This is a genomic window from Aliidiomarina maris (genome assembly GCF_003987335.1).
Classification (GTDB): Bacteria; Pseudomonadota; Gammaproteobacteria; order Enterobacterales; family Alteromonadaceae; genus Aliidiomarina; species Aliidiomarina maris.
In genome coordinates this window covers 30,132-55,587 of record NZ_PIPK01000014.1, presented here as the reverse complement: position 1 = coordinate 55,587, position 25,456 = coordinate 30,132, and the positions used below count along the sequence as shown (strand labels likewise).

General features: G+C 49.5%; 9 protein-coding genes. 1 reads left to right on the top strand and 8 read right to left on the bottom strand.

Annotated elements, in window-relative coordinates; translation table 11 throughout:
* Position 1: 1 nt before the first annotated feature.
* The 6 genes from CWE07_RS12415 to CWE07_RS12390 form a co-directional block, all read right to left on the bottom strand.
* Positions 2-1,450, bottom strand: coding sequence for an HlyD family type I secretion periplasmic adaptor subunit (locus tag CWE07_RS12415; protein WP_111570549.1), 1,449 nt, complete (start codon positions 1,448-1,450; stop codon positions 2-4).
* On the bottom strand, positions 1,450-3,576 hold the full coding sequence (locus tag CWE07_RS12410; RefSeq protein ID WP_111570550.1) for a type I secretion system permease/ATPase: 2,127 nt from the start codon (positions 3,574-3,576) through the stop codon (positions 1,450-1,452). Before CWE07_RS12410 ends, CWE07_RS12415 begins: the two co-directional genes overlap by 1 nt.
* Positions 3,577-3,602: 26 nt before the next feature.
* Positions 3,603-4,994 (bottom strand): TolC family outer membrane protein, encoded by a 1,392-nt coding sequence (locus CWE07_RS12405; RefSeq protein ID WP_111570551.1) that lies wholly within the window; start codon positions 4,992-4,994, stop codon positions 3,603-3,605.
* 105 nt (positions 4,995-5,099) lie between these two features.
* Positions 5,100-19,265 (bottom strand): Ig-like domain-containing protein, encoded by a 14,166-nt coding sequence (locus tag CWE07_RS12400; RefSeq protein WP_126819013.1) that lies wholly within the window; start codon positions 19,263-19,265, stop codon positions 5,100-5,102.
* Between the two features lie 92 nt (positions 19,266-19,357).
* Complete coding sequence (locus CWE07_RS12395; RefSeq protein ID WP_111570462.1) at positions 19,358-20,329, bottom strand: alpha/beta fold hydrolase; 972 nt, start codon at positions 20,327-20,329, stop codon at positions 19,358-19,360.
* A 132-nt stretch (positions 20,330-20,461) separates the two neighbouring features.
* A complete protein-coding gene (locus CWE07_RS12390; RefSeq protein ID WP_111570461.1) occupies positions 20,462-22,162 on the bottom strand; it encodes a DEAD/DEAH box helicase in 1,701 nt (566 codons plus the stop codon).
* A 410-nt stretch (positions 22,163-22,572) separates the two neighbouring features.
* On the opposite strand from CWE07_RS12390, the gene CWE07_RS12385 reads away from it, so the two are divergent.
* Positions 22,573-23,127, top strand: coding sequence for a glutathione S-transferase family protein (locus CWE07_RS12385; protein ID WP_157983272.1), 555 nt, complete (start codon positions 22,573-22,575; stop codon positions 23,125-23,127).
* A 31-nt stretch (positions 23,128-23,158) separates the two neighbouring features.
* Here CWE07_RS12385 and CWE07_RS12380 read toward each other — a convergent pair whose 3' ends face one another.
* Together CWE07_RS12380 and CWE07_RS12375 are read right to left on the bottom strand one after the other, a co-directional pair.
* Positions 23,159-23,785, bottom strand: coding sequence for a hypothetical protein (locus CWE07_RS12380; RefSeq protein ID WP_111570459.1), 627 nt, complete (start codon positions 23,783-23,785; stop codon positions 23,159-23,161).
* Between the two features lie 334 nt (positions 23,786-24,119).
* Positions 24,120-25,424, bottom strand: coding sequence for a Glu/Leu/Phe/Val family dehydrogenase (locus CWE07_RS12375; RefSeq protein ID WP_111570458.1), 1,305 nt, complete (start codon positions 25,422-25,424; stop codon positions 24,120-24,122).
* Positions 25,425-25,456: the final 32 nt, after the last annotated feature.

Genomic DNA, 25,456 nt, shown 5'->3' with positions numbered 1-25,456 from the left:
TTTAGCGCTCCGATAACGCCATTGAAGTTGCTCGCAGAATAGGCTTGAGTAAATACTGCATCACTGTCCGCTTGCCCGTAATAATATCCACGTCTGTCGTCATACCCGGAATGATATTAATTTCTTCTGGAAACTCATCAGCCACGGTGGCTAAGCGCACAATATAGAATGTATTGTCACGCTCGTCTGTGATGGTATCGGCACTAATATGACGCACTTCTGCCGCGAAGCCACCATAAATCATGAAATCGTACGCGGTAAATTTGATCATGGCATTCTGCCCTGGCCTTAAAAATGCAATGTCTTGTGGCCTAATTCTCGCTTCAATTATCAGTTGATCATTCAGCGGTATAATATCGACTACATCGCGCCCAGGCGTCACTACACCACCAACCGTATTAACATGTAAGGTCTGCACGATACCCCGACTCGCGGTGCGTATTTCACTTTGCCGTACGCGATCGGCAAGGCCCGACTCTCCTGCGGCTAAACCACTCAAACGCGCAGCAGAACGATTAAGCTGCTCACGCCATTCGTTACGCATGGCGACGCTCACTTCACGCAAGCGCGCTTCCGCCTCGTTGATAGCAGCCTGGGTGCGGGCAATCGATGCTTCAGTGCGCTCAAAGTCGCCTTGCAAGATAGTAACCTCACGCTCAAGGCGCAATAGTTCAACTTCTGACACCGCACCACTGCGACGCAGCGGCTGGGTGACCTCTAACTCGCGCCGGGTCAACGCCAAGCTATCCCGATACTGACGAGACGCCGCACGCAGCTCTGCCAACTCATTCTGACGTTGGCTTAACTGCGCTTCGAACACCTGACGGCGTTGGTCAAGCTCATCTAAACTCGACTCATACAAAGAGGTTTCGTCGCTCACCACTTGCGCAGCGCTCTCTTCTAACTCGGCTGGAAAACTCAGTTCAGTGCCCGCAATCAACGCTCTTAAGCGCGCCACCTCGCCAGACAATGCGAAATACTCTGCGCGTTGGGAGCGAAAGTCCGAAACAAAACGGGTTGGGTCAATACGCAGTAGCGTTTCACCCGCTTCAACAACCTGACCTTCGCGCACCAGAATTTCTTGCACTACACCTCCATCAAGTGACTGTAAGCGTTGTAACTGTGAAGACGGCACCACACGCCCTTCGCCGCGCACCGTTTCGTCGATTTCTGCGAACGTCGCCCATACAATAAGCGCAATAAAAGCCAACAGCATGCCATACAATAAAGCTCTTGAGCGCACCGGCTCCTGCTGAACCTTGGCCCATTCACTATCCACGACCCAGTCGCTGCTGGTTGGCATCTTCAACCAGCGGCCAAAAACTTTGGTCAACAAACTACTACCGTGGCCACCTCGTTTAGCCACCGAGTTGATGGCATTGAAAGCGCGCTCTTCGGCAGTTGCTTTTGGTTGCTTGGAGTTAGGCTGCTTCGTATCTTGTTTTGCCATTACCCAGCTCCCACGCGCCCAGAGCGCAACGCATGTAGCACGTCGTCTTTCTTGCCATCGGCGACAATCTTGCCACTGTCCACGACAATAATACGCTCAACTAAATCAAGCATAGATGTTTTGTGGGTGACCACTATCAGCGTTTTTACCTTGGTGTTCTCCAATAGCGTGCGCTTAAGCTGGTCTTCACTACTATGGTCCAAAGAGCCTGTTGGCTCATCCAGAATAATCATGGGAGGATCATTGATAAGCGCCCGCGCCAACGCGATAAGCTGGCGTTGGCCGCCAGAAACATTGCGTCCACGCTCCTGAATCATGTGATTGAGACCGTCTGGATACCGGTTAGTAACATTCGCTAAACCAACTTGGTTAGCGACCTGCACTAACTGCTCCGCGTGCAGCGTTTCGCTCGGCATGGTGATGTTATCTTGAATTGTGCCGAACATAAGATCAGCGTCTTGCGGTAGATAGCCAATGTTGCGTCGCAGCTGGGTCAAGTTGATTTGCTGAAGGTCTATATTATCGACCCGCACCTGCCCTTTTTGTGGGTGATAAAGCCCCATGATTAAACGCGTTATCGATGACTTACCCGAGCCATTACGACCAAGAATCGCTACTTTCTCGCCTGGATTAATTTCAAAACTTACATTACTCAACGCCTCTGGCGTATCATTCGAGTATGCAAAGCTCACATTCTTAAACTGAATGTGTCCATTTAGTATCGGCTTTGACTGTTTACTTGCGTCATCATTGCCCTCACTTTCACGCGCCATCACATCATTTAATGATTTCATTGCTGTTGCTGCAGTATGATACTGGCCAAGCAGGCTTGCCGCCTGACCTATCGGTGCCATTGCACGCGATGACAATAAATACGCAGCAATGATGCCACCTACGGTCAAGTTGCCGGCTATGACTAAGTAGACTCCAATAATGATCATGCTAATCGCAACCGTTTGCTGAATCCATGTACCAGAGGTCGCAAGGGAAGCCGACAGCACGCGCATTCGGGCCGCTGAGCGGCTAATGTAGATAGTGCTCTTCTCCCAAGTTGCCTGCGCTTTACTTTGCCCATTAAAGGTTTTTACCAGCGCCAATGAGCCAACTGCCTCCACCAGTGAAGCATTACGCATCGCAGAGGCACGCATACTGTCTTCAGCCATGCTGCGCATCTTATGCTGGGTGGCGAGCGCGTGGAGAAATAGCAATAGAGCACCCACGATAATTGGTAGCGCCAAATAAGGGTTGATAATCGCAATAACAGCAATAAAGAACACCACAAAAGGTAAGTCGACTAGCGCATTCACTGATGCAGAGCTGAAGAACTGCCTGACGCTCTCAAACCCTTGGATACCAGAGACAAAGGAGCCAGTAGCTTGCGGCGCGTCAGCCATGCGCATCGCAAGCACCCGCTGCAAGATGGATGAAGATACTTTGACGTCGGTTCGGTTGGCCGCCAAATCAACATACCAAGTGCGCATTAAACGCAGAACCATGTCCGCTGTAATCGCAACGAAAGCCCCCACGGCCAGCACCCAAAGCGTTTCGGTTGCTTGGTTTGGCACCACGCGGTCATATACATTCATCACGAATAAAGGCATCGCTAGTGCAAAAATATTAATAAGCAGGGCTGCGATTAAAACGTCTTTATACAGCTTTCGGTTCTCTCTGATAACCCCCCAAAACCAATGGCGATGATTGGCTTTAAAGGTGTCGTCAGCGCGTTTATCAAAGTCAAACTCAGGACGGCAATAGATGATATAGCCATTCGCTTGCTCGGCGATGTCATCTAGCGCAATCTCCGTAGCTGCATCGTTTAGTTCGGGGTAAATGACCTCTGCACTGCCCTTGGCTTTATCGATAGAATGAACGACACAGGCACGATTGTTTGTGAGTAGTACAATGGCAGGTAATAGCGCAGGATTGATGTCCTCAACACTACGCTGAACAATTTTAGAGGCGAGCTTCAAACGCTGAGCCGCACGCTCGAACACACTGGGCGTTAAGTCGTGATTCTCTAGCGGCAGTCCGGCTAAGACTGCCGCTTCGTTAAAGTCGCGGTGGTGAGTGCGAGCTACAAACTCTAAACAGCGAAGTAGCTCCTTCCCTGAACCAGATCTTGGCACATCATGTCCTTGTACTGAATGTATTTTTAATAATTAACGTATTGCCCTAAGTCATATTGAGGACAAACATAATTAAAATCAACGTTCAGTTTAGTGTCATTTCGCGGTGTTGGGAATACACCTTGATTGGCACTGACAGCTTGCATGAGCTGACCCGTACTGCGCAACAACGCAGCTTGACGCACAGTTTGGTCATAACGCGCATTGGTATAGGCAATGCTTGCCTGGAAAAATTCATTTTCCGAGTCGAGCACGTCCAGTAAGGTTCTGTTGCCAATACCGAATTGATCCGCATATGCCACACGCACACGATCAGCTGAGTTCATGTGCTGCTGTAAGTTCGGCAGCTGGCGGTCTAGGTTACGCAAGTCATTGTTACTGACCTGCACTTCCTGACGAATATCCATACACACGCCTGAACGAATATCCTGCGCTTGCTCAAGACCTTCGAGAGAGCGTCGAATATTGGCGCGGTCACTGCCGCCTCGGAACAAATTGTAACGCATTTGCACGCCAACTCGCGCTTCACGCTGAGTGCCCGTAAAAATACCAATTTCGTCGTTTTCACGGATTCCGTATGACGCATTCAGCTCGAAAGTCGGCTTATAACGCCCTTCATTAGCGGTCACGTTATGATTCTGCGCCTCAATATTGTGTAACGCTGCAATAAAGCGCGGATTATGCTCGTACGCGGTTCTTAGCTGCGCAACGACATCGCGGCTTAGTACAGGGTGGTTAAATTCAACGTCCGCTAACACCTGCGGCGGCAAGTCACCGACGATACGTAGGTAACGTGCAATGACATCATGCAAATTTGACTGTTGGGTCAACAAGTTAGATTGCGCTAATGCAGTTCGACCGCTGATTTGCTCTAAATCCGAGCTACGAGCCACACCCGCGTTAAAGCTTTCTTCTACTTGTCCAAACACACGCTCATGCTGGCGAAAGTTCTCCGCCGCTAAACGCACTAACTCTTGTTGCCGTTTAACGTCTAGATAAGCGCGTACGGTTTCATACGTGATGTTGTTGGCAACATCTAGTAACTCTTGGTAGCGAACCGACTGAATTTCTCTTGAACGAGCAATATTGTGGCGGGCAATACCGTTGTATAACAATTGATTCAGCTGAACCTCAGCAAAGCCACCGTTAAAAGTTTGGTTCGCTGAATAATTACGGTCAACGTATTCATAACCGCCAACGACGTCCATATTTGGCTTAATATCACTCGCAGCAATATCAATATCAGCGTCACTCATCAAAACTTCACGCCACTGCTGGCGTACGTCCGGGTTTTGGTTGAGCGCCTGATTTACCGCGCGCTCCAGATTTGCAGCCGCTGGTAGCGAACAAGTCATCGCTACCACGGTTAGACCGCATAAAGCATGCTTCACTGACATGCTTGTTTTATTCTTGTTCATGGTTGCCCCTTAAAAAAAACCAACCTGATCAAACTTCCGGTATTGGCGGTTTTCTGGCCGCCAATACTAGTTCCCTTTAAATTTATTGCCAATCACCTATTAGTACTACTTCGATAATTGGTCTTCATTTGCGTTTGTGCTATTGAAATCAAAAGCTGATGTGCCTTGGTTACCCGAGTCGATTAGCAACTGCCCATCATTTAATAACTTCTGAATGAAGTCAGCAGAGCTTAAACCACCCATATCAACATCACTAAGCTTGATCAATTGGTTAGCATTACTGCTGTCACCAGCCAACGAACCATTTGAACTGATGTAAAGCACGGTGTTCCCTTGACCGTCCTCGGCCGCAATAATGAATTGATGAATATTGTTCGAGTTTTCCCCCTCCAACAAACGCGACAAATCAAGTCTGTCGGCTTCTGGATTGACGTTAAACTTACCTAAGGTAAAGTCTTGTACTTTATCAAAGGCTGGAATATTAACACTACCTTGGTGGTTTTCTTTCCAGATGAACGTATCGTTGCCGCCGCCGCCGATCAGAACGTCACTTCCACCACCACCAATAAGTTGATCATCCTGTAAGCCGCCTACGATAAGATCCGACTCATTACTACCCTGTAAGGTATTTGCGATATTAGTTTCACCGAATATAAACGATTTGATATCTGTAGAAATATTACCAAAGCCATCAGTTGAGACCACGTTAAGTTGACCTTTACGGCCAACCAAAGAGCCTACATCGAAGCTCCAGTTACCATTTGCATCGGCAGTTACGTTACCAAGCAGTGACTGGTTACCCGACTCATTGACTTGGTAAATCTCAATCGCTGCGTTAGCGGCACCTTGCCCGTTGACAATAAACTCACGGAAACCAACATCGGTATCAAACAAGTCATTGATAATATATTGTGTGCCATTCCAGCCCGACCATGTATTACTTCCAGTTGCGACACCCTCTGAGTCAATGACTACGTGTACCACGTTGCCGTTGACCAATCCCCGAAGAATCAAAATATCACGTGCCTCGCCAGTTACGGCGAAATAGTCCGACCGGGTAACTGTCATCACAGTATCCACAGTTTCAACGACGCGCCCTCTACTGTCGACTCGCTGCCAAGAGACTTGATACTTGTCACCCACAGCAAGTAACGCGGTAGCATGACTATCACCAATACTAGTAATCCGCAGATTCACAGTGCGTGACACATCATTCGTAGTCAAACGACCGACTGTGCCACTTGAGCTATTTGCTAAGTCACTAGTGACACCAAATTGAGAGGTCGATAAACCGCCTTCCCAGATCAAGCTTGTTACCTCGATACCAGCCTGCTCTTTTAGCTTGAAGGTAGAGATAGATACTGAAGGAACAATGATGCCTGGTGCATTAGCATCCATCATCGCAAAGTTTCCTACCGCATCACTGACGGTTGCGCTTGCAGTGTACTCACCCACCACAAGCGGACGAACTAGGGTAACTGACCATGTGCCGTCACTTTGAACGACACCTGACACGGTCTGGCTAATTCCATTCGCATCGGTTACCACGACTGAAACGGTTGCACCGATTTCATCCGAGGTACCTGTCAAATCAAGTAAAGTGACATTGGTGTTAGTTGGCAAATCATCGAACGCTAATAACGGAGGTGTCAGATCAATGTCACCACTTGTATCGGCAACCGCTGTGTTTCCAACGTCATCACTTACAGTCGCTTCAACTTGGTAAATACCCTCGGCTAAAGGCTGTTGAACATTTGCACCCCAAGTTCCGTCAGCTAATACCGTTGCAGTTAAAATCTGAATCTGACCATTCGCGTCAGTTACTACGATGCTCACTGTGGCCCCGACTTCATCAGAGGTTCCGCTAATGGCCGGTGTAGTGTCGTTGCTGTCAGGCGCATTGACAGTCAAAGTAGGTGCTGTGGTGTCTAAGTTAACGCTCTCGTTGTCGGTTACGACATCTCCGTTGTTGTCGATAGCGCTAGCCGTTACATTTAAGGCACCATCGCTTAAGCTGCTGACATCAACATTCTGCACACTAAATGCACCATCACTATTAACGGTTGCTTCGGTAGTGACGAAGTTGCCGTTCTGGTCTGTAATAGTCACACTTACTTTAGCGCCAATCGGTACATCTGAGGTCGAGCCATTAATATCCAGCGTTGCTTCCAGATGATCGACTGTTACAGACACATCAAGTGACGGCTCAACCGCATCCAATACAACACTTGTAGTGCTCTCAACAACCTGACCGTTATTATCTACAGCACTAGCCACCACTGAAAGCGGCCCATCTGATAGGCTGCTTACATCAATGCCATCGACCGCATAGGCGCCGTCTTCATCTACTGTAGTTGTCACCACAATTTTGACACCGAATTGGTCTGTGATGGTGATGGTTACAGTTGCGCCTTCAGCTACGTCTTGGGTTGTACCATTCACATCCAAGCTACTTGAACGAGGGTCACCGACTGAAGTGGTGTCGCTATAACTAAATACTTGAGTCCCAGCAGCCTTAGGCATCGCCACGCCATCAGAAGTGAAGATATGCGTACCTGCATCTGGGCTTGCAATGAATGTAGCTGCGCCTGGTTCGAACGTCATCGATAGCTCAAAACTACCGCCGTTAGCACGCAACTCACCGGTAATAGGAGAGTCAGTTCCATTGATAACTCGCCAAATTGTATACGTTTGGCCGTCATCACCCACCATGGTCCCCCTGGAGGTGAAAATAATACCTTCGTTAGTGACAAATACCGATGGTGTCAACGACGGGTCTTGGGCTAAAGCTTCATCGATAGGTAACTCAACGCTACCCAATGATGCCTCAACGGTGATTGAGCTCGCGACTGCATCTAATACTACCGTGGTATCTGCTTCAATCTCGTTGCCATTGTTGTCAATCGCAACTGCATCGATGCTTAATGGCCCGTCGATTAAGCCGCTTACGTCCACAGCTTCGACGCTGAAAGTGTCGTCTGCACCAACAGTGGCTTCGGCCGTTACGGTAATGCCGTTTTGGTCGGTAATCGTAATAGCAACTTTCTGACCCGCAGCTACATCAGTCGAAGTTCCACTGATATCCAGAGTTGCGGCTTCATTATTTACGCTCGCATTGAGGCTAAGCGCAGACTCGAGTGCGTCCAATTCATCAGTATCACTGGCAACAAGATAGTTACCATTATTGTCTGTGGTCGTGCCACTAGCAGTTAAAGTGCCGTCACTTAAACCACTAACGTCGATGTTACCAACTGCAAAGCTACCATCAGCAGCAACTACAGCATTCACTGTGACCAAATTACCAAACTGGTCTTGAATAACGAACTTCACGAGCGAGCCTGGTGCAACATCAACCGAAGTACCGGTAATACTTGCTGTCGCAGTGTCGCTATCAACGGTTAACTCAATAGTTAGACCTGAATCAACTGCGTCTAAAACCACTGCAGTATCAGCTGTGATTTCGTTACCGTTGTTGTCAGTAGCAACAGCGTCAATGGTTAACGGGCCATCGGACAATCCGCTGACATCCACACCTTCCACACTGAAGGTGCCATCTGCATTCACAGTGGCTTCAGCGGTGACTGTGACACCGTTTTGGTCGGTGATGGTGATCGCTACAGTTGAACCTGCAGCGACATCTGTCGAAGTACCGCTGATGTCCAAAGTTGCAGCGTCGTTATCTACAGTCGCAGCAACAGTTAACGCTGACTCTACCGCATCCAATACCGCTGAGGTATCAGCTGTGATGTCGTTACCGTTGTTGTCAGTAGCTGCCGCGTCGATGGTTAATGGACCATCAGTCAGGCCCCTCACATCGACACCTTCTACACTGAAGGTGCCGTCTGCATTCACAGTAGCTTCAGTAGTGACAGCCACACCGTTTTGGTCGGTGATGGTGATCGCTACGGTTTCGCCAGCGGCTACGTCAACTGAAGTACCGCTGATGTCCAGGGTTGCAGCATCATTGTCTACAGTGGCAGCAACGGTTAGAGCAGATTCAACAGCATCCAATACCGCTGAGGTATCTGCAGTAATTTCATTACCATTGTTGTCCGTGGCTACGGCTTCGATAGTCAATGGACCATCAGTCAACCCGCTCACGTCAACGCCTTCAATGGTAAACGTACCGTCTTCTTGAACGGTCGCATCAGCGGTGACAGTGTTGCCATTTTGGTCAGTGATGGTGATCGTAACGCTCTCACCAGCGGCTACATCAACTGAAGTACCGCTGATGTCTAAAGTGGCAGCGTCGTTATCGACGGTTGCAGCTACGGTTAGAGTTGATTCAACCGCATCCAAGACCGCTGAAGTATCAGCTGTGACCTCGTTGCCATTGTTGTCAGTAGCAACCGCGTCGATAGTCAATGGGCCATCAGTCAGGCCTCTCACATCGACACCTTCCACACTAAAGGTGCCGTCTTCTTGAACAGTCGCTTGAGCAGTGACAGTGTTGCCATTTTGGTCGGTGATGGTGATCGCTACAGTTGAACCTGCAGCGACATCTGTCGAAGTACCGCTAATATCTAAAGTGGCAGCGTCATTATCTACAGTGGCAGCAACCGTTAGAGCTGATTCAACTGCATCTAATACCGCTGAGGTATCAGCTGTGATGTCGTTACCGTTGTTATCAGTCGCAACCGCATCGATGGTTAATAGGCCATCAGTCAGGCCGCTGACATCGACACCTTCCACACTAAAGGTGCCGTCTTCTTGAACGGTCGCTTGAGCAGTGACAGTCGCACCGTTTTGATCCGTGATAGTGATCTCAACAGTTGTACCTGCAGCGACATCCGTAGATGTACCGCTGACGTCCAGGGTCGCAGCATCATCGTCTACAGTGGCAGCAACGGTTAGAGCCGATTCAACGGCATCCAATACCGCTGAAGTATCCGCAGCAATTTCATTGCCATTATTGTCAGTGGCAACCACGTCGATGGTTAATGGGCCATCGGTTAAGCCGCTCACATCCACACCTTCCACACTGAAGGTGCCGTCTTCTTGAACGGTCGCTTCAGCAGTGACCGTCACACCATTCTGGTCTGTGATGGTGATCGCAACAGTCGAGCCTGCAGCGACATCAGTCGAAGTACCGCTGATGTCTAAAGTGGCAGCATCATTATCGACGCTCGCAGCGACGGTCAGGGCAGACTCAACCGCATCCAATACCGCTGATGTATCTGCAATAACTTCGTTACCGTTGTTGTCAGTCGCAACCGCGTCGATGGTTAATGGGCCATCAATCAACCCGCTCACGTCAACGCCTTCAATGGTAAACGTACCGTCTTCTTGAACGGTCGCTTGAGCAGTGACCGTCACACCATTTTGGTCAGTGATGGTGATCGTAACGGTCTCACCAGCAGCTACGTCAACTGAAGTACCGCTGATGTCTAAAGTGGCAGCGTCATTATCGACGCTCGCAGCGACGGTCAAGGCAGACTCAACAGCATCCAAGACCGCTGAGGTATCAGCAGCAATTTCATTACCATTATTGTCAGCTGCAACCACGTCGATGGTTAATGGGCCATCGGTTAAGCCGCTGACATCCACACCTTCCACGCTGAAGGTGCCATCTGCATTTACAGTAGCTTCAGCAGTAACGCTAATGCCGTTTTGGTCGGTGATGGTGATCGCAACAGTCGAACCTGGCGCGACATCGGTAGATGTACCGCTAATATCTAAAGTGGCAGCATCATTGTCTACAGTGGCAGCAACGGTTAGAGCCGATTCAACGGCATCCAATACCGCTGAAGTATCCGCAGCAATTTCATTGCCATTATTGTCAGTGGCAACCACGTCGATGGTTAATGGGCCATCGGTTAAGCCGCTCACATCCACACCTTCCACACTGAAGGTGCCATCTGCATTCACAGTCGCTTCTGCAGTGACCGTCACACCGTTCTGGTCGGTGATAGTGATTGCAACAGTCGAGCCTGCAGCAACATCAGCAGATGTACCGCTGATGTCTAAAGTGGCAGCGTCATTATCGACGCTCGCAGCGACGGTCAGGGCAGACTCAACCGCATCCAATACCGCTGATGTATCTGCAATAACTTCGTTACCGTTGTTGTCAGTCGCAACCGCGTCGATGGTTAATGGGCCATCAATCAACCCGCTCACGTCAACGCCTTCAATGGTAAACGTACCGTCTTCTTGAACGGTCGCTTGAGCAGTGACTGTGACACCGTTTTGGTCGGTAATGGTAATCGCAACCGTTTCACCAGCAGCGACATCTGTCGAAGTACCGCTAATATCTAAAGTGGCAGCATCATTATCGACGCTCGCAGCGACGGTCAGGGCAGACTCAACCGCATCCAATATCGCTGAAGTATCAGCATTAATTTCATTACCGTTGTTGTCAGTCGCAACCGCGTCGATGGTCAATGGGCCGTCAGTTAAGCCACTCACATCCACACCTTCCACACTGAAGGTGCCATCTGCATTCACAGTGGCTTCAGCTGTAACGGTATTGCCATTCTGGTCGGTGATGGTGATCGCCACGGTTTCACCAGCCGCAACATCAACTGAAGTACCGCTGATGTCTATAGTCGCAGCGTCGTTGTCTACAGTTGCAGCGACGGTTAGAGCAGATTCAACGGCGTCTAAGACTGCTGAGGTATCCGCCTCGATTTCATTGCCGTTGTTGTCGGTGGCAACCGCATCAATCGTTAATGGGCCATCAGTTAAGCCGCTTACATCGACACCTTCCACGCTGAAGGTGCCATCTGCATTCACAGTAGCTTCAGCAGTAACGGTATTGCCATTCTGGTCGGTAATGGTAATCGCAACGGTTTCGCCAGCGGCAACGTCAACTGAAGTACCGCTGATGTCCAAGGTTGCAGCGTCATTGTCTACGGTCGCAGCAACGGTTAGAGCTGATTCAACGGCATCCAAGACCGCTGAAGTATCTGCAGTAATCTCGTTGCCATTATTATCAGTCGCAACCGCGTCGATGGTTAATAGGCCATCAGTCAGGCCGCTGACATCGACACCTTCCACACTAAAGGTGCCGTCTTCTTGAACGGTCGCTTGAGCAGTGACAGTCGCACCGTTTTGATCCGTGATAGTGATCTCAACAGTTGTACCTGCAGCGACATCCGTAGATGTACCGCTGACGTCCAGGGTCGCAGCATCATCGTCTACAGTGGCGCTTACGCTCAACGCTGACTCTACTGCATCCAATACCGCTGATGTATCTGCAATAACTTCGTTACCGTTGTTGTCAGTCGCAACCGCGTCGATGGTTAATGGGCCATCAATCAACCCGCTCACGTCAACGCCTTCAATGGTAAACGTACCGTCTTCTTGAACGGTCGCTTGAGCAGTGACCGTCACACCATTTTGGTCAGTGATGGTGATCGTAACGGTCTCACCAGCAGCTACGTCAACTGAAGTACCGCTGATGTCTAAAGTGGCAGCGTCGTTATCGACGCTCGCAGCGACGGTCAAGGCAGACTCAACAGCATCCAATACCGCTGAAGTATCAGCAGCAATTTCATTGCCGTTGTTGTCGGTGGCAACTGCATCGATGGTTAATGGGCCATCAGTTAAGACGCTTACATCGACACCTTCAATACTAAACGTACCATCTGCTTGAACGGTCGCTTGAGCAGTGACTGTGACACCGTTTTGGTCAGTAATGGTGATCGCAACGGTTTCGCCAGCAGCAACATCAGTCGATGTACCGCTGATATCCAAGGTCGCAGCGTCGTTGTCTACAGTCGCGCTTACACTCAACGCTGACTCTACTGCATCCAATACCGCTGATGTATCTGCAATAACTTCGTTACCGTTGTTGTCAGTCGCAACCGCGTCGATGGTTAATGGGCCATCAATCAACCCGCTCACGTCAACGCCTTCAATGGTAAACGTACCGTCTTCTTGAACGGTCGCTTCTGCTGTGACGGTCGCACCGTTTTGGTCGGTGATGGTGATTGCCACGGTTTCACCAGCGGCAACATCAACTGAAGTACCGCTGATATCTAAAGTCGCAGCGTCGTTGTCTACGGTCACAGCTACGGTTAGAGCTGATTCAACCGCATCTAATACCGCTGAGGTATCAGCTGTGATGTCGTTGCCGTTGTTGTCAGTAGCTACGGCTTCGATAGTCAATGGACCATCAGTCAGGCCACTCACATCGACACCTTCCACACTGAAGATGCCGTCTGCATTCACAGTGGCTTCAGCAGTAACGCTAATGCCGTTTTGGTCGGTGATAGTGATTGCAACAGTCGAGCCTGGAGCAACATCAGCAGATGTACCGCTGATGTCTAAAGTCGCGGCATCATTGTCTACTGTGGCAGCAACGGTTAAAGCAGATTCAACGGCATCCAATACCGCTGAGGTATCCGCTTCGATTTCATTGCCGTTGTTGTCGGTGGCAACTGCGTCGATGGTTAATGGGCCATCAGTCAGGCCGCTAACATCCACACCTTCCACACTGAAGGTGCCATCTGCATTTACAGTAGCTTCAGCAGTAACACTAATACCATTCTGGTCGGTGATGGTGATCGCGACAGTCGAACCTGGCGCGACATCGGTAGATGTACCGTTAATATCTAAAGTGGCAGCATCATTGTCTACGGTGGCAGCAACGGTTAGAGCAGACTCAACCGCATCTAAGACCGCTGAAGTATCAGCTGTAATGTCGTTACCGTTGTTGTCGGTGGCAATCGCGTCGATGGTTAACGGGCCATCGGTCAGGCCGCTAACATCCACACCTTCCACACTGAAGGTGCCATCTGCATTCACAGTGGCTTCAGCGGTGACTGTGACACCGTTTTGGTCGGTGATGGTGATCGCTACAGTTGAACCTGCAGCGACATCTGTCGAAGTACCGCTGATGTCTAAAGTCGCAGCGTCGTTGTCTACAGTTACAGCAACGGTTAGAGCAGATTCCACAGCATCTAAGACCGCTGAAGTATCAGCTGTGATGTCGTTACCGTTGTTATCGGTGGCAACCGCATCGATAGTTAATGGGCCATCTGTTAAGCCGCTTACATCCACACCTTCCACACTGAAGGTGCCATCTGCATTTACAGTGGCTTCAGCTGTAACGGTATTGCCATTCTGGTCGGTAATGGTAATCGCAACGGTTTCGCCAGCGGCAACGTCAACTGAAGTACCGCTGATGTCCATGGTTGCAGCGTCATTGTCTACGGTCGCAGCAACGGTTAGAGCTGATTCAACGGCATCCAAGACCGCTGAGGTATCAGCTGTGATTTCGTTACCGTTGTTATCGGTGGCAACCGCATCAATCGTTAATGGGCCATCGGTCAATCCGCTTACATCCACACCTTCAATAGTAAACGTACCGTCTTCTTGAACGGTCGCTTGAGCAGTGACCGTCACACCATTCTGGTCGGTGATGGTGATCGCAACAGTCGAGCCAGCGGCTACGTCTACTGAAGTACCACTAATATCTATAGTGGCAGCGTCATTATCGACGCTCGCAGCGACGGTCAGGGCAGACTCAACCGCATCCAATACCGCTGAGGTATCAGCTTCGATCTCATTGCCGTTGTTGTCAGTGGCTACCGCGTCGATAGTCAATGGACCATCAGTCAACCCGCTCACGTCAACGCCTTCAATGGTAAACGTACCGTCTTCTTGAACGGTCGCTTCAGCTGTGATAATCGCACCATTCTGGTCGGTGATGGTGATTGCCACAGTCGAACCTGCTGCGACATCTGTAGATGTACCGCTGATGTCTAAAGTAGCGGCATCGTTGTCTACAGTCGCAGCAACGGTTAGAGCTGATTCAACGGCATCTAAGACTGCTGAGGTATCAGCTGTGATGTCGTTACCGTTGTTGTCAGTAGCAACCGCATCAATGGTTAACGGGCCATCGGTCAACCCGCTCACGTCAACGCCTTCAATGGTAAACGTACCGTCTTCTTGAACGGTCGCTTCTGCTGTGACGGTCGCACCGTTTTGGTCAGTGATGGTGATCGCTACGGTTTCGCCAGCGGCAATGTCAACTGAAGTACCGCTAATATCCAGGGTGGCAGCGTCGTTATCTACAGTTACAGCAACGGTTAGAGCTGATTCAACCGCATCCAATACCGCTGAGGTATCTGCAGTAATTTCATTACCGTTGTTGTCGGTGGCAACCGCGTCGATGGTTAATGGGCCATCGGTCAATCCGCTGGCATCCACATCTACCACGCTGAAAGTGCCGTCTGCATTCACAGTGGCTTCAGCTGTAACGGTATTGCCATTCTGGTCGGTGATGGAGATCGCAACAGTCGAGCCAGCGGCTACGTCAACTGAAGTACCGCTGATGTCTAAAGTGGCAGCGTCGTTATCGACGGTTGCAGCAACGGTTAAAGCAGATTCAACGGCATCCAATACTGCTGAGGTTTCAGCAGTAAGCTCGTTACCGTTGTTGTCAGTCGCAACCGCATCAATGGTTAATGGGCCGTCGGTTAAGCCGCTTACATCCACGCCTTCTACACTAAAGGTACCGTCTTCTTGAACAGTAGCTTGAGCAGTGACCGTCACACCATTCTGGTCGGTGATGATGATCGCTACGGTTGAACCTGCAGCGACATCAGTAGATGTCCCGCTGATGTCCAAGGTCGCAGTGTCGTTGTCTACAGTGGCAGCAACAGTTAGAGCTGATTCAACGGCATCCAATACTGCCGAGGTATCCGCTTCGATTTCATTGCCGTTGTTGTCAGTAGCTACGGCTTCGATAGTCAATGGACCATCAGTCAGGCCACTAACATCGACACCTTCTACACTGAAGGTGCCGTCTGCATTCACAGTGGCTTCTGCAGTAACGGTAGTGCCATTCTGATCGGTGATGGTGATCGCCACGGTTTCACCAGCCGCAACATCAACTGAAGTACCGCTGATGTCTATAGTCGCAGCGTCGTTGTCTACAGTTACAGCAACGGTTAGAGCCGACTCAACGGCATCTAGTACTGCCGAGGTATCCGCTGTGATGTCGTTACCGTTGTTGTCAGTGGCAACAACATCAATAGTGAGCTCACCATCGGTCAGTCCGCTGATGTCCAAACCTTCAATACTGAAGGTGCCGTCCGTATTAACAGTCGCTTGTGCAGTGACGGTGTTGCCATTCTGGTCGGTGATGGTGATAGCTACAGTCGAGCCTGCAGCGACATCTGTCGAAGTACCGCTAATATCTAAAGTGGCAGCGTCGTTATCGACGCTCGCAGCGACGGTCAGGGCAGACTCAACTGCATCCAATATCGCTGAGGTATCCGCAGTAATTTCGTTGCCATTGTTGTCCGTGGCAACCGCATCGATAGTCAATGGGCCATCGGTTAAGCCGCTAACATCCACACCTTCCACGCTGAAAGTGCCGTCTGCATTCACAGTGGCTTCAGCGGTGACCGTCACACCGTTTTGGTCGGTGATGGTGATAGCTACAGTCGAGCCTGCAGCGACATCTGTCGAAGTACCGCTGATATCTAAAGTCGCGGCGTCGTTGTCTACAGTGGCAGCAACAGTTATAGCCGATTCAACCGCATCCAATACCGCTGAGGTATCAGCATTAATCTCATTGCCGTTGTTGTCAGTGGCAACCGCGTCGATAGTCAATGGGCCATCGGTCAATCCGCTTACATCGACACCTTCTACACTGAAGGTGCCATCTGCATTTACAGTCGCTTCAGCAGTAACACTAATACCATTCTGGTCGGTGATGGTGATCGCTACAGTCGAACCTGGCGCGACATCGGTAGATGTACCGCTAATATCTAAAGTGGCAGCATCATTGTCTACGGTGGCAGCAACGGTTAGAGCAGACTCAACGGCATCCAAGCCCGCTGAGGTATCAGCTGTGATGTCGTTACCGTTGTTATCAGTAGCTACGGCTTCGATAATCAATGGGCCGTCAGTTAACTCGCTAACATCGACACCTTCCACGCTGAAGGTGCCGTCTGCATTGACAGTCGCTTCAGCAGTAACGCTAATGCCATTCTGATCGGTGATGGTGATTGCAACGGTTTCACCGGCCGCAACGTCTACTGAAGTACCGCTGATGTCTAAAGTCGCAGCATCGTTGTCTACTGTCGCGCTTACGCTCAACGCTGACTCTACTGCATCCAATACCGCTGAGGTATCTGCTTCGATCTCGTTGCCATTGTTGTCAGTCGCAACCGCATCGATGTTCAATGGGCCATCAGTCAGGCCACTCACATCGACACCTTCAATACTAAACGTACCATCTGCATTCACAGTCGCTTGTGCAGTAACGGTAGTGCCATTCTGGTCGGTAATAATGATCGCTACGGTTGAACCTGCAGCGACATCCGTTGAAGTACCGCTAATATCTAAAGTTGCAGCGTCGTTATCTACGGTTGCAGCAACAGTTAGAGCCGATTCAACGGCATCCAATACCGCTGAAATATCCGCAGCAATTTCATTGCCGTTGTTGTCAATAGCAACAACATCAATAGTGAACTCACCATCGGTCAGTCCGCTGATGTCCAAACCTTCAATACTGAAGGTGCCGTCCGTATTCACAGTCGCTTGTGCAGTGACGGTGTTGCCATTCTGGTCGGTGATGGTGATCGCAACAGTCGAACCTGGCGCAACATCGGTAGATGTACCACTAATATCTAAAGTGGCAGCGTCGTTATCTACGGTTGCAGCAACAGTTAGAGCCGATTCCACCGCATCTAATACCGCTGAAGTATCAGCTGTGATCTCGTTGCCATTATTATCAGTGGCAACAACATCAATACTGAGCTCACCATCGGTCAACCCGCTGATGTCCAAGCCTTCAATACTGAACGTGCCATCTGCTTGAACCGTCGCTTCTGCAGTGACGGTGACGCCATTTTGATCGGTAATAATGATCGCAACAGTTGAACCCGCAGCGACATCCACCGAAGTACCGTTGATATCTAAAGTGGCAGCGTCATTATCTACAGTGGCAGCAACCGTTAGAGCTGATTCAACAGCATCCAATACCGCCGAGGTATCAGCAGAAATTTCATTGCCGTTGTTGTCGGTCGCAACCGCGTCGATAGTCAATGGACCATCAGTCAGGCCGCTAATATCCACACCTTCAACGCTGAAGTTACCATCCGCATCCACAGTAGCTTCCGCGGTGATGGTATTGCCATTTTGATCAGTGATGGTAATCACAACCGTCGAACCCGCAGGCACATCTGTCGATGAACCGCTAATATCGACTGTCGCAGCATCGTTATCCACGATAACACCGACGCTCAATCCTGATTCAACTGCGTCCAACACAACTGAAGTATCAGCAGTAATTTCGCTACCATTGTTGTCAGTAGCAACCGCCTCAATCGTCAATGGGCCATCAGTTAACCCACTGACGTCCACGCCCGACACGCTAAAGGTACCATCTGCATTGACAGTCGCTTGCGCTGTAATGCTGTTACCATTTTGGTCGGTGATCGTTAATGTTACCGTTGAGCCAGTGGCGACATCGGCCGTGGTACCAGTGATCGTTAAACTTGCGCCGTCACCGTCAATTGCAGCAGAGACTGCGATGCTTGAATCGACTGCATCCAGCAATGCTGAGGTTGATGCTTGAACTGAATTACCGGCAAAGTCAAAGCTGCTCGCAACAATTTGCAGCGCTCCATCACTTAAGCCACTTACATCAATTCCGCTGACTAAATAATTACCAGAACCATCAATGGTCGCATTGACGGTAATAGAGTTACCAAACTGATCAGTGATAGTGAGTGAAATCGTTGCGCCAGCAGGAAGGTTAGAAGTTGTTCCGCTTAAGGTAAGCAAGTTTGAGCCAGCTTCAATACTTGCAGCTACAGTGATTTCCGCGTCATCAATTGCTCCACCGCCATTGGCTTCATTCAGCAGCACTGGCTCAGAGCTTACGTTAGCGTATTCGTAACTATTAGCGCTGCTATTCTCATCAGCAATACGCATCAAGCGAACGAAGGATGATCCTTCGCCACCGCCGCCACCATCGCTACCAGCCGCAGTTGCTTCTAAGGTTTCAAGCAGGTCGCCCTCGCCTTCAAGCATCGCAAGCACTGCATCAGGGCTGTCTGCATCAAGTATATTGTCGGGGTCAAAAGCAGGTTCGCTAGTGAAAGAATCTTCACTTACTAAGGCTTCAAACGCAGGGGGAATAACTTGCTGAGCACCATCCTCAAACACTAGAGTGACCGTCGCGCCTTCTGCGGTTACGACCACTTCACCTGGCAATACTTGATCACCTGCTTTTAGCTCGCGCATCGAACCGTCTTCGCTGCGTGCCCATGCTTGCCCTTGAATGTTCAGTACTTGTGCAGTAGCCATAACCCAACCTTTTATGCGGTGAAAATAGGGATTTCTCGTTATGGCTATTTAATCAAATTGGTGCAATAAAACTACTGGACTCAAGTCCAGTTTTACTCTGCTTGTAAACTTCCTATGGGTTGCAGCTGAAACCAAGCATCTATGGGCGCGATGGCCGGCTCAAGCGGCATCGCCATCGCGGGATGCTCAAAACTAGGTAAGTTAATACCAGCTAAGTAAAAGTGTCGATGGTGCCGTGCCACCTCAGCAGAAACCAATGAGAAGTTGCTAATACTGTCATAATAAGAACCCACAACTAAAGTGTTGCTTGGCAGCAGAGTAACCGCGTAGGGCCAAAATAATTTCTTTCGTTCAACGCTAGCGTTTAGCGCAAGACGCTCTAAGCCTTGCTGAAAGCTTTGTTGTGGTATAGCCCGGGCGAATACTGTGTTACGACGGTATAGGTCAATCAACTGCGACGCAGCGTCGTCAAAATCAAGCATCGGCGCAACGACTATCGCGCCCTGAACTGGAAAGCGTTGACTGAGTTCTGCTACTGCCAACGACCCCATCGAAAAGCCATAGGCGTAAACATCATGCGTCGAGTAGTGGTCAGTTAAGTAATCTGCGATGACCTCGATGGAACTCAAACCGAAATTAAAGGGCTTTTGCTCGGTTGGGCTGGCAACCACCAAGGGGCGGAAGCCGCGACTGCGGAAATACAGCGCCTTCAAGCCCAATGCTTCGGCTCGCATGCCATACCCCGGAAACATAACGATAATCGGCGAATTGTCGCTCAGTGGCTCAAATTCCAGCACCACATCTTCTTCATAGAGCTGTTGGTCAATGGCAACTCTCAACGACGCTGTAAGCTTGGTTAATGGCTCTGTGCCGTTCATCTTTTTAACATCAGACCAATCGGTGACATTGACACAGCCAGCTTGGGAGCACCAAGACTGAGTATACTGGCCAACATCCATGTTCAAGTGCCGAGACCCTTTGTAGCTCGCCATTTGGCGCTCAATTAATTGCGCACAGCCGCTTAACAGCCAGACTGCCAGAAGCGTAAGTGTCACTCTTTGCATCTGAAACTCCTTGTAAATTTGTTCCTTGTTATAGCACAGCTTGCAAAGTGAACGCATGACATCATCAAAATCTACGCAAAAAAAAGCCACCTTGGTTATTCCCAAGGTGGCTTTATTCAAATGAAGCTTAGTTTACACTTTCGTCATGCCTGATGGCTGCTGACGGATGCGTGCACGTTGTAACTTCGCGACTACCGCTGCTGGTAAGCCTTTTGGAAGCTCAACATAGCTGTGTTCGCCGTGCAGCTTAATATTGCCGATCATGCGGCTGTCCATATTGGCCTCGTTCGCGATAGCACCAACGATATCACCAGGACGCGCACCATGGTCTTTACCTACGCTTAAGCGATAGGTTTCAAACTCAATGTTGCTCTCACGACCTTTACCTTTACGCGGGCCTTTAGCGCCTTTGTCGAAACGGTCGCGGCCTTTCGCCCCACGGTCGCCACGGTCCGAGCGACCTGAACGGTCAAAACGGTCACCGCGTACTTCACGCTCTTCGCGACGTGGTTTCGGGTCGTCTTTAACAAATAATGGACGTGTTTGCTGCTGCTCGAATAACAATGCTGCGGCTAAATCTTTCATATCCACACCGCCGTCGTTCGCCATTTGCTCAACTAACTCGCGCATTGTGTTCAAATCTTGATTCGCCACTACATCGGCTAAACGCTTCTGACATGCTTCCAAACGGTACGCCGTCATTTCACGTGCAGTCGGCACTTCCATCATTTCGATGGTGCCCTTCGTCTCACGCTCATAGCGACGTAGTAAGTGCATTTCACGTGGACGAGCAAACAAAATCGCTTCGCCTGAACGGCCAGCACGACCAGTACGACCAATCCGGTGTACATAAGACTCAGCGTCGTTCGGCAAGTCATAGTTAATTACGTGACTTACGCCAGGTACGTCCAAACCACGTGCTACGACATCAGTCGCCACTAACACACGAACGCTACCCGCTTTAAGTTGGGAAACCGTCGCTTCACGCTGGGCTTGGTTCATGTCACCGTTTAAGCCCGCCGCTTTAAAACCTTTGTTCTGTAAGTGCTCAGCCAACGTAATCGTGTCTTGACGAGTACGCACAAAGATTAGAGCCAGGTTGTAATCGGTTGTTTCTAAAATACGCTCAAGAGCCGTATTTTTGCTAAGCACAGATACTTTCCAAGCCTTCTGAGTAATATTGGCTTTATGCTCTTGAGTTTTCTCAATTTGCACATGCACCGAATTGCTCAAGAATTTCTGTGCAATTTTGCGGATTTGCGGTGGCATCGTCGCCGAGAACAAAGCACGTTGTGCATCTTTCGGCACGCTTTCCATGATGAACTCGATGTCTTCAACGAAGCCCATATTTAGCATCTCGTCGGCTTCATCAAGCACGCTCATTTTCAGCTTGCTCAGATCTAAAGTGCCTTTATTGATGTGGTCCATCAAACGGCCAGGCGTACCTACAACTACTTGCGCGCCGCCTTTCAGTAATTTAATTTGTGGACCGTACGCAGCACCACCGTACACGGTTGCTACGCTTAAGCCGCGCATAAATTTGCCCATTTGCTCTAGTGATTCAGCCACCTGAATGGCTAATTCACGCGTCGGAGCAACTACTAATAGCTGCGCACCGCGCACTGTGGTATCAATATTGGCTAAAGCAGGCAAACCGAAGGCTGCGGTTTTACCAGTACCTGTTTGCGCTTCACCTAATACGTCACGACCTTCCAATAACGGGCCGATAGCACGTTGTTGGATAGGCGTTGGCGCAGTAAAGCCCATTTCAGTAATGGCACGGATGATTGGCTCTGGTAATTCCAAAGCAGAAAAAGTAGTAAATTCAGACATTTATTAATTCGCACTATTCAACGCTGCAACAAACGACAACCCTGTTACAGACTCACATAGATGTAAGGGCATCGCCCGGCACTTTAGGTTGGAGCTTGAACGCGCGAGAAAAGATTTCGCGGCAAGCCAACTGGATAGGCGTAGTCACCCCATGACAATTCAAGGGTCACCGGCACGTCACAGCAGGCATTTACCTTGAGGAGGCAGAACTATACGCGGATTCACGCAACTTGCAAGGGGGGCGCGCAAATATTGAACAAATTTAACATATGATAAGGGCTGCAGCCTTATTGCGCTGCATTCGTGATGCGATAAAAGCGACTTCTCCATACTGGAAAAATTTTAAGTGCATGGAATTACAAGCATGGCATACTGCGCAAAGTCATTTTAGCAGCTTTTTGGGAGCCACTATGCATTTGTACGGAAGTTATACATCACCCTTTGTTCGCCATTGCCGTATTGCCTTACTTCAGTACCAAGCCAAGTTTAAGCTCATTGAAACAGACTATCAGCAAAGTGCAGCTGGAAGCGCCGCTATGCGAGTGCCTTATTTTGAACATCAAGACATTAAGCTACACGACTCCATGAGCATTATCCGCTTCATTCGAGAATTGCATGGGCACCGGATGTGCGAAACAACCGCAGAATATGACCTGTTATTGTTGGTCAATACCGCGATCGACAGCACGATTAACTTGTTTCTGTTGGAGAAAAGCGGCGTCGATATCGCTGCCAATAGCTACACGCAGCGTCAATCTCAACGTATCCAACAATGCTTAGAGCATTTCGAGTCGGCCGCTGAACAATTAAAGTGGAACGACGCTGGTATTCGCTTAGCGTGTTATCTTGATTGGGTACAGTACCGTCAGCGCCTGGATCTTCGCCAATATCCAGCGTTAATTGCTTGGCTAGAGCAAGCACAGCAGTATCCTGAGTTTGCCGATACTGCCCCGCCTGCTGCATAGCGCGCAATACGTGCTTAGCAGTTGTCATGAATTACCAGCCCTGCGCTTGCAGGGCATCGCGGTTCTCTTGCATCTGCTTGGCATCAACATGAACGCCGCCATCAATCACGCGCCATGGCATCTCGCTGGTGTAACTGGCTAATTCACTCGCATCAAGTTCACCACGGTCTAAGGCGCGTTGGTAATCAAGCAGTAGTTCATACGTGTAAGAGTTGCGCGTATCAATGAAGTCATCTATCAACATCAACACCTGCGGATAGTGCATTTCAGTAGTGACTTTAATTGAACCATCTTGAGCAGGTTCAGCCGCCACGGCCTCAACCTTTACTTGCTCACGCACTAAAGCTTCTAATTGGTGAAATTCATGACCTTCTTGCAATCTAACCTGATTAGCGCCAGCAGCATGTTGCTGAATTTCATTCCATTGTGCTTCATCCCAGACCGCCTTATCCGCAGCCGAGAGAAACTGGTAGTCCATGCTGTCGATAAAGTTCTGTACTACAGCAATTGAAGCCTCAGTGTCGATATCTTGCGTTTGTTCAGGTGACTGGGCGTGCGCTGACACACTAGTGGCAACCAATAAACCCGCAGTTGCTAAAGCCGCTTGGACTAAACTTCCAAGCTTTTTAACTTGCATCTTAGTATCAGTAAATTCCATCGTAGTCTCTCCCTAGGTTATGCCGTAGGTCCTCACGCTTAAGGCATAAACGCTTAACTTCAGTATGACGATTCGATACGCTAGCAAATTCTATTCTGTTGCCGTGTCATTGACGCTTTTATTTTTGCGCGCCTTTGGATACTTAGCTAAGTACTACCAGACAACTTATATGGTATTAAGCCTAGCTTGGTTGGCCATAATCGCCGTTGCCTTTACATACTTTTACGAATGCATGCAGGACAAACATGGTGGGCATGAATGTAACTAGTTGAGTGCTCAAACAAATAAAAAGGGGCTCAAACATGAGCCCCTTGTGTAAATAAATGGATATGCGTTACTGCGCACTGAAGAATTGTTGTGAACCACGGCTATCCATGGCGTCGGTAATACGTTTAATACCTTGCATGTAAGTGGCGGTTCTCAAACTCACTTTCTCTTTCGCTGCAAGCTCAAAAATAGATTCGGCTTGCTCACGAATGCGCTGTTCCGTGCGCTCATTGACCTGCTCAGCGCTCCAGTAGTCGCCACTCCGGTTTTGAATCCACTCGAAATAGCTGACGATCACGCCGCCAGTATTTGCAATAACATCGGGAATAATGGTCACGTCTTTATTCGCTAATACTTGTTCCGCTTTACTGCTTACTGGGCCATTCGCGATTTCTAAGATAACCGGCGCTTTAATGCTTTCAACATTCTCTGCATTAACCGCATTTTCAAGTGCAGCCAGCACTAAAACATCGACATCCAGACTTAATAGATCATCGCGTTCAAGGACTTCGCCATGCTCTTTTTTGCCGCGACAAACAGGTTTCAACGAGCCATCTTTCTTACTGTCATGCACAGCATCAACATCTAAGCCATCTTTGCTATACACGGTACACTTAGAATCTGAAACCGCCACCACTTGGTAACCTTGAGCCTCGGCATTGCGTGCGAAGTGATAGCCAGCGTTGCCAAAGCCTTGCACTGCAACGGTTAGCTTTTTCGGCTTTTTCTTCGCTTTTTCTGCCCAAATGTTCAGCACTTGCAACGCACCCTTGCCAGTCGACTCAACACGCCCTAGCGAGCCGCCTAGCCCCACCGGCTTACCAGTAATAACCCCAGGTAATTGGCGTCTAGCTATCAGGGTGTGCTCATCTTCCATCCAACCCATCACAGTGGCATTGGTGTTCACATCAGGTGCAGGAATATCAATATCGGGGCCGACAAAGTCGTAAACCCCGCGCATGTAGCCGCGAGACAAGCGCTCAAGCTCCATATTCGACAATGACTTAGGGTCGCACTTCACTCCGCCTTTACCACCGCCATAGGGTAAATCGACGGCCGCGCATTTTATGGCCATCCAAAAACTAAGTGCTGTCACTTCGTCGGCATCTACATCAGGGTGGAAGCGAATTCCGCCTTTGGCTGGTCCACGGGTAATGTCATATTGCACTCGATAACCTTGAAATACCTGCAATGAGCCGTCGTCCATACGCACTGGAATTGAGAACTGAATAAGCCGATGGGGGTAACTAAGGCGTTGACGGGCGTCCTCAGACACCTCTAAGCGCTGGTAAATATCTTCAAGTCGGCTCTGCGCATCTGCGAGCACTTCGGGTACTTGTTTATCCGTTGAGTTGGCTTTTTTCTTGCTCATCTAACGCTCCCTTAGGTCACTATTTATCAATA

Bases quoted from the DNA above. Each gene is read 5' to 3' on its own strand.
- CWE07_RS12415 (WP_111570549.1), bottom strand. From the start codon at position 1,450: ATGGCAAAACAAGATACGAAGCAGCCTAACTCCAAGCAACCAAAAGCA.
- CWE07_RS12405 (WP_111570551.1), bottom strand. From the start codon at position 4,994: ATGAACAAGAATAAAACAAGCATGTCAGTGAAGCATGCTTTATGCGGT.
- CWE07_RS12400 (WP_126819013.1), bottom strand. From the start codon at position 19,265: ATGGCTACTGCACAAGTACTGAACATTCAAGGGCAAGCATGGGCACGC.
- CWE07_RS12395 (WP_111570462.1), bottom strand. From the start codon at position 20,329: ATGCAAAGAGTGACACTTACGCTTCTGGCAGTCTGGCTGTTAAGCGGC.
- CWE07_RS12390 (WP_111570461.1), bottom strand. From the start codon at position 22,162: ATGTCTGAATTTACTACTTTTTCTGCTTTGGAATTACCAGAGCCAATC.
- CWE07_RS12385 (WP_157983272.1), top strand. From the start codon at position 22,573: ATGCATTTGTACGGAAGTTATACATCACCCTTTGTTCGCCATTGCCGT.
- CWE07_RS12380 (WP_111570459.1), bottom strand. From the start codon at position 23,785: ATGGAATTTACTGATACTAAGATGCAAGTTAAAAAGCTTGGAAGTTTA.
- CWE07_RS12375 (WP_111570458.1), bottom strand. From the start codon at position 25,424: ATGAGCAAGAAAAAAGCCAACTCAACGGATAAACAAGTACCCGAAGTG.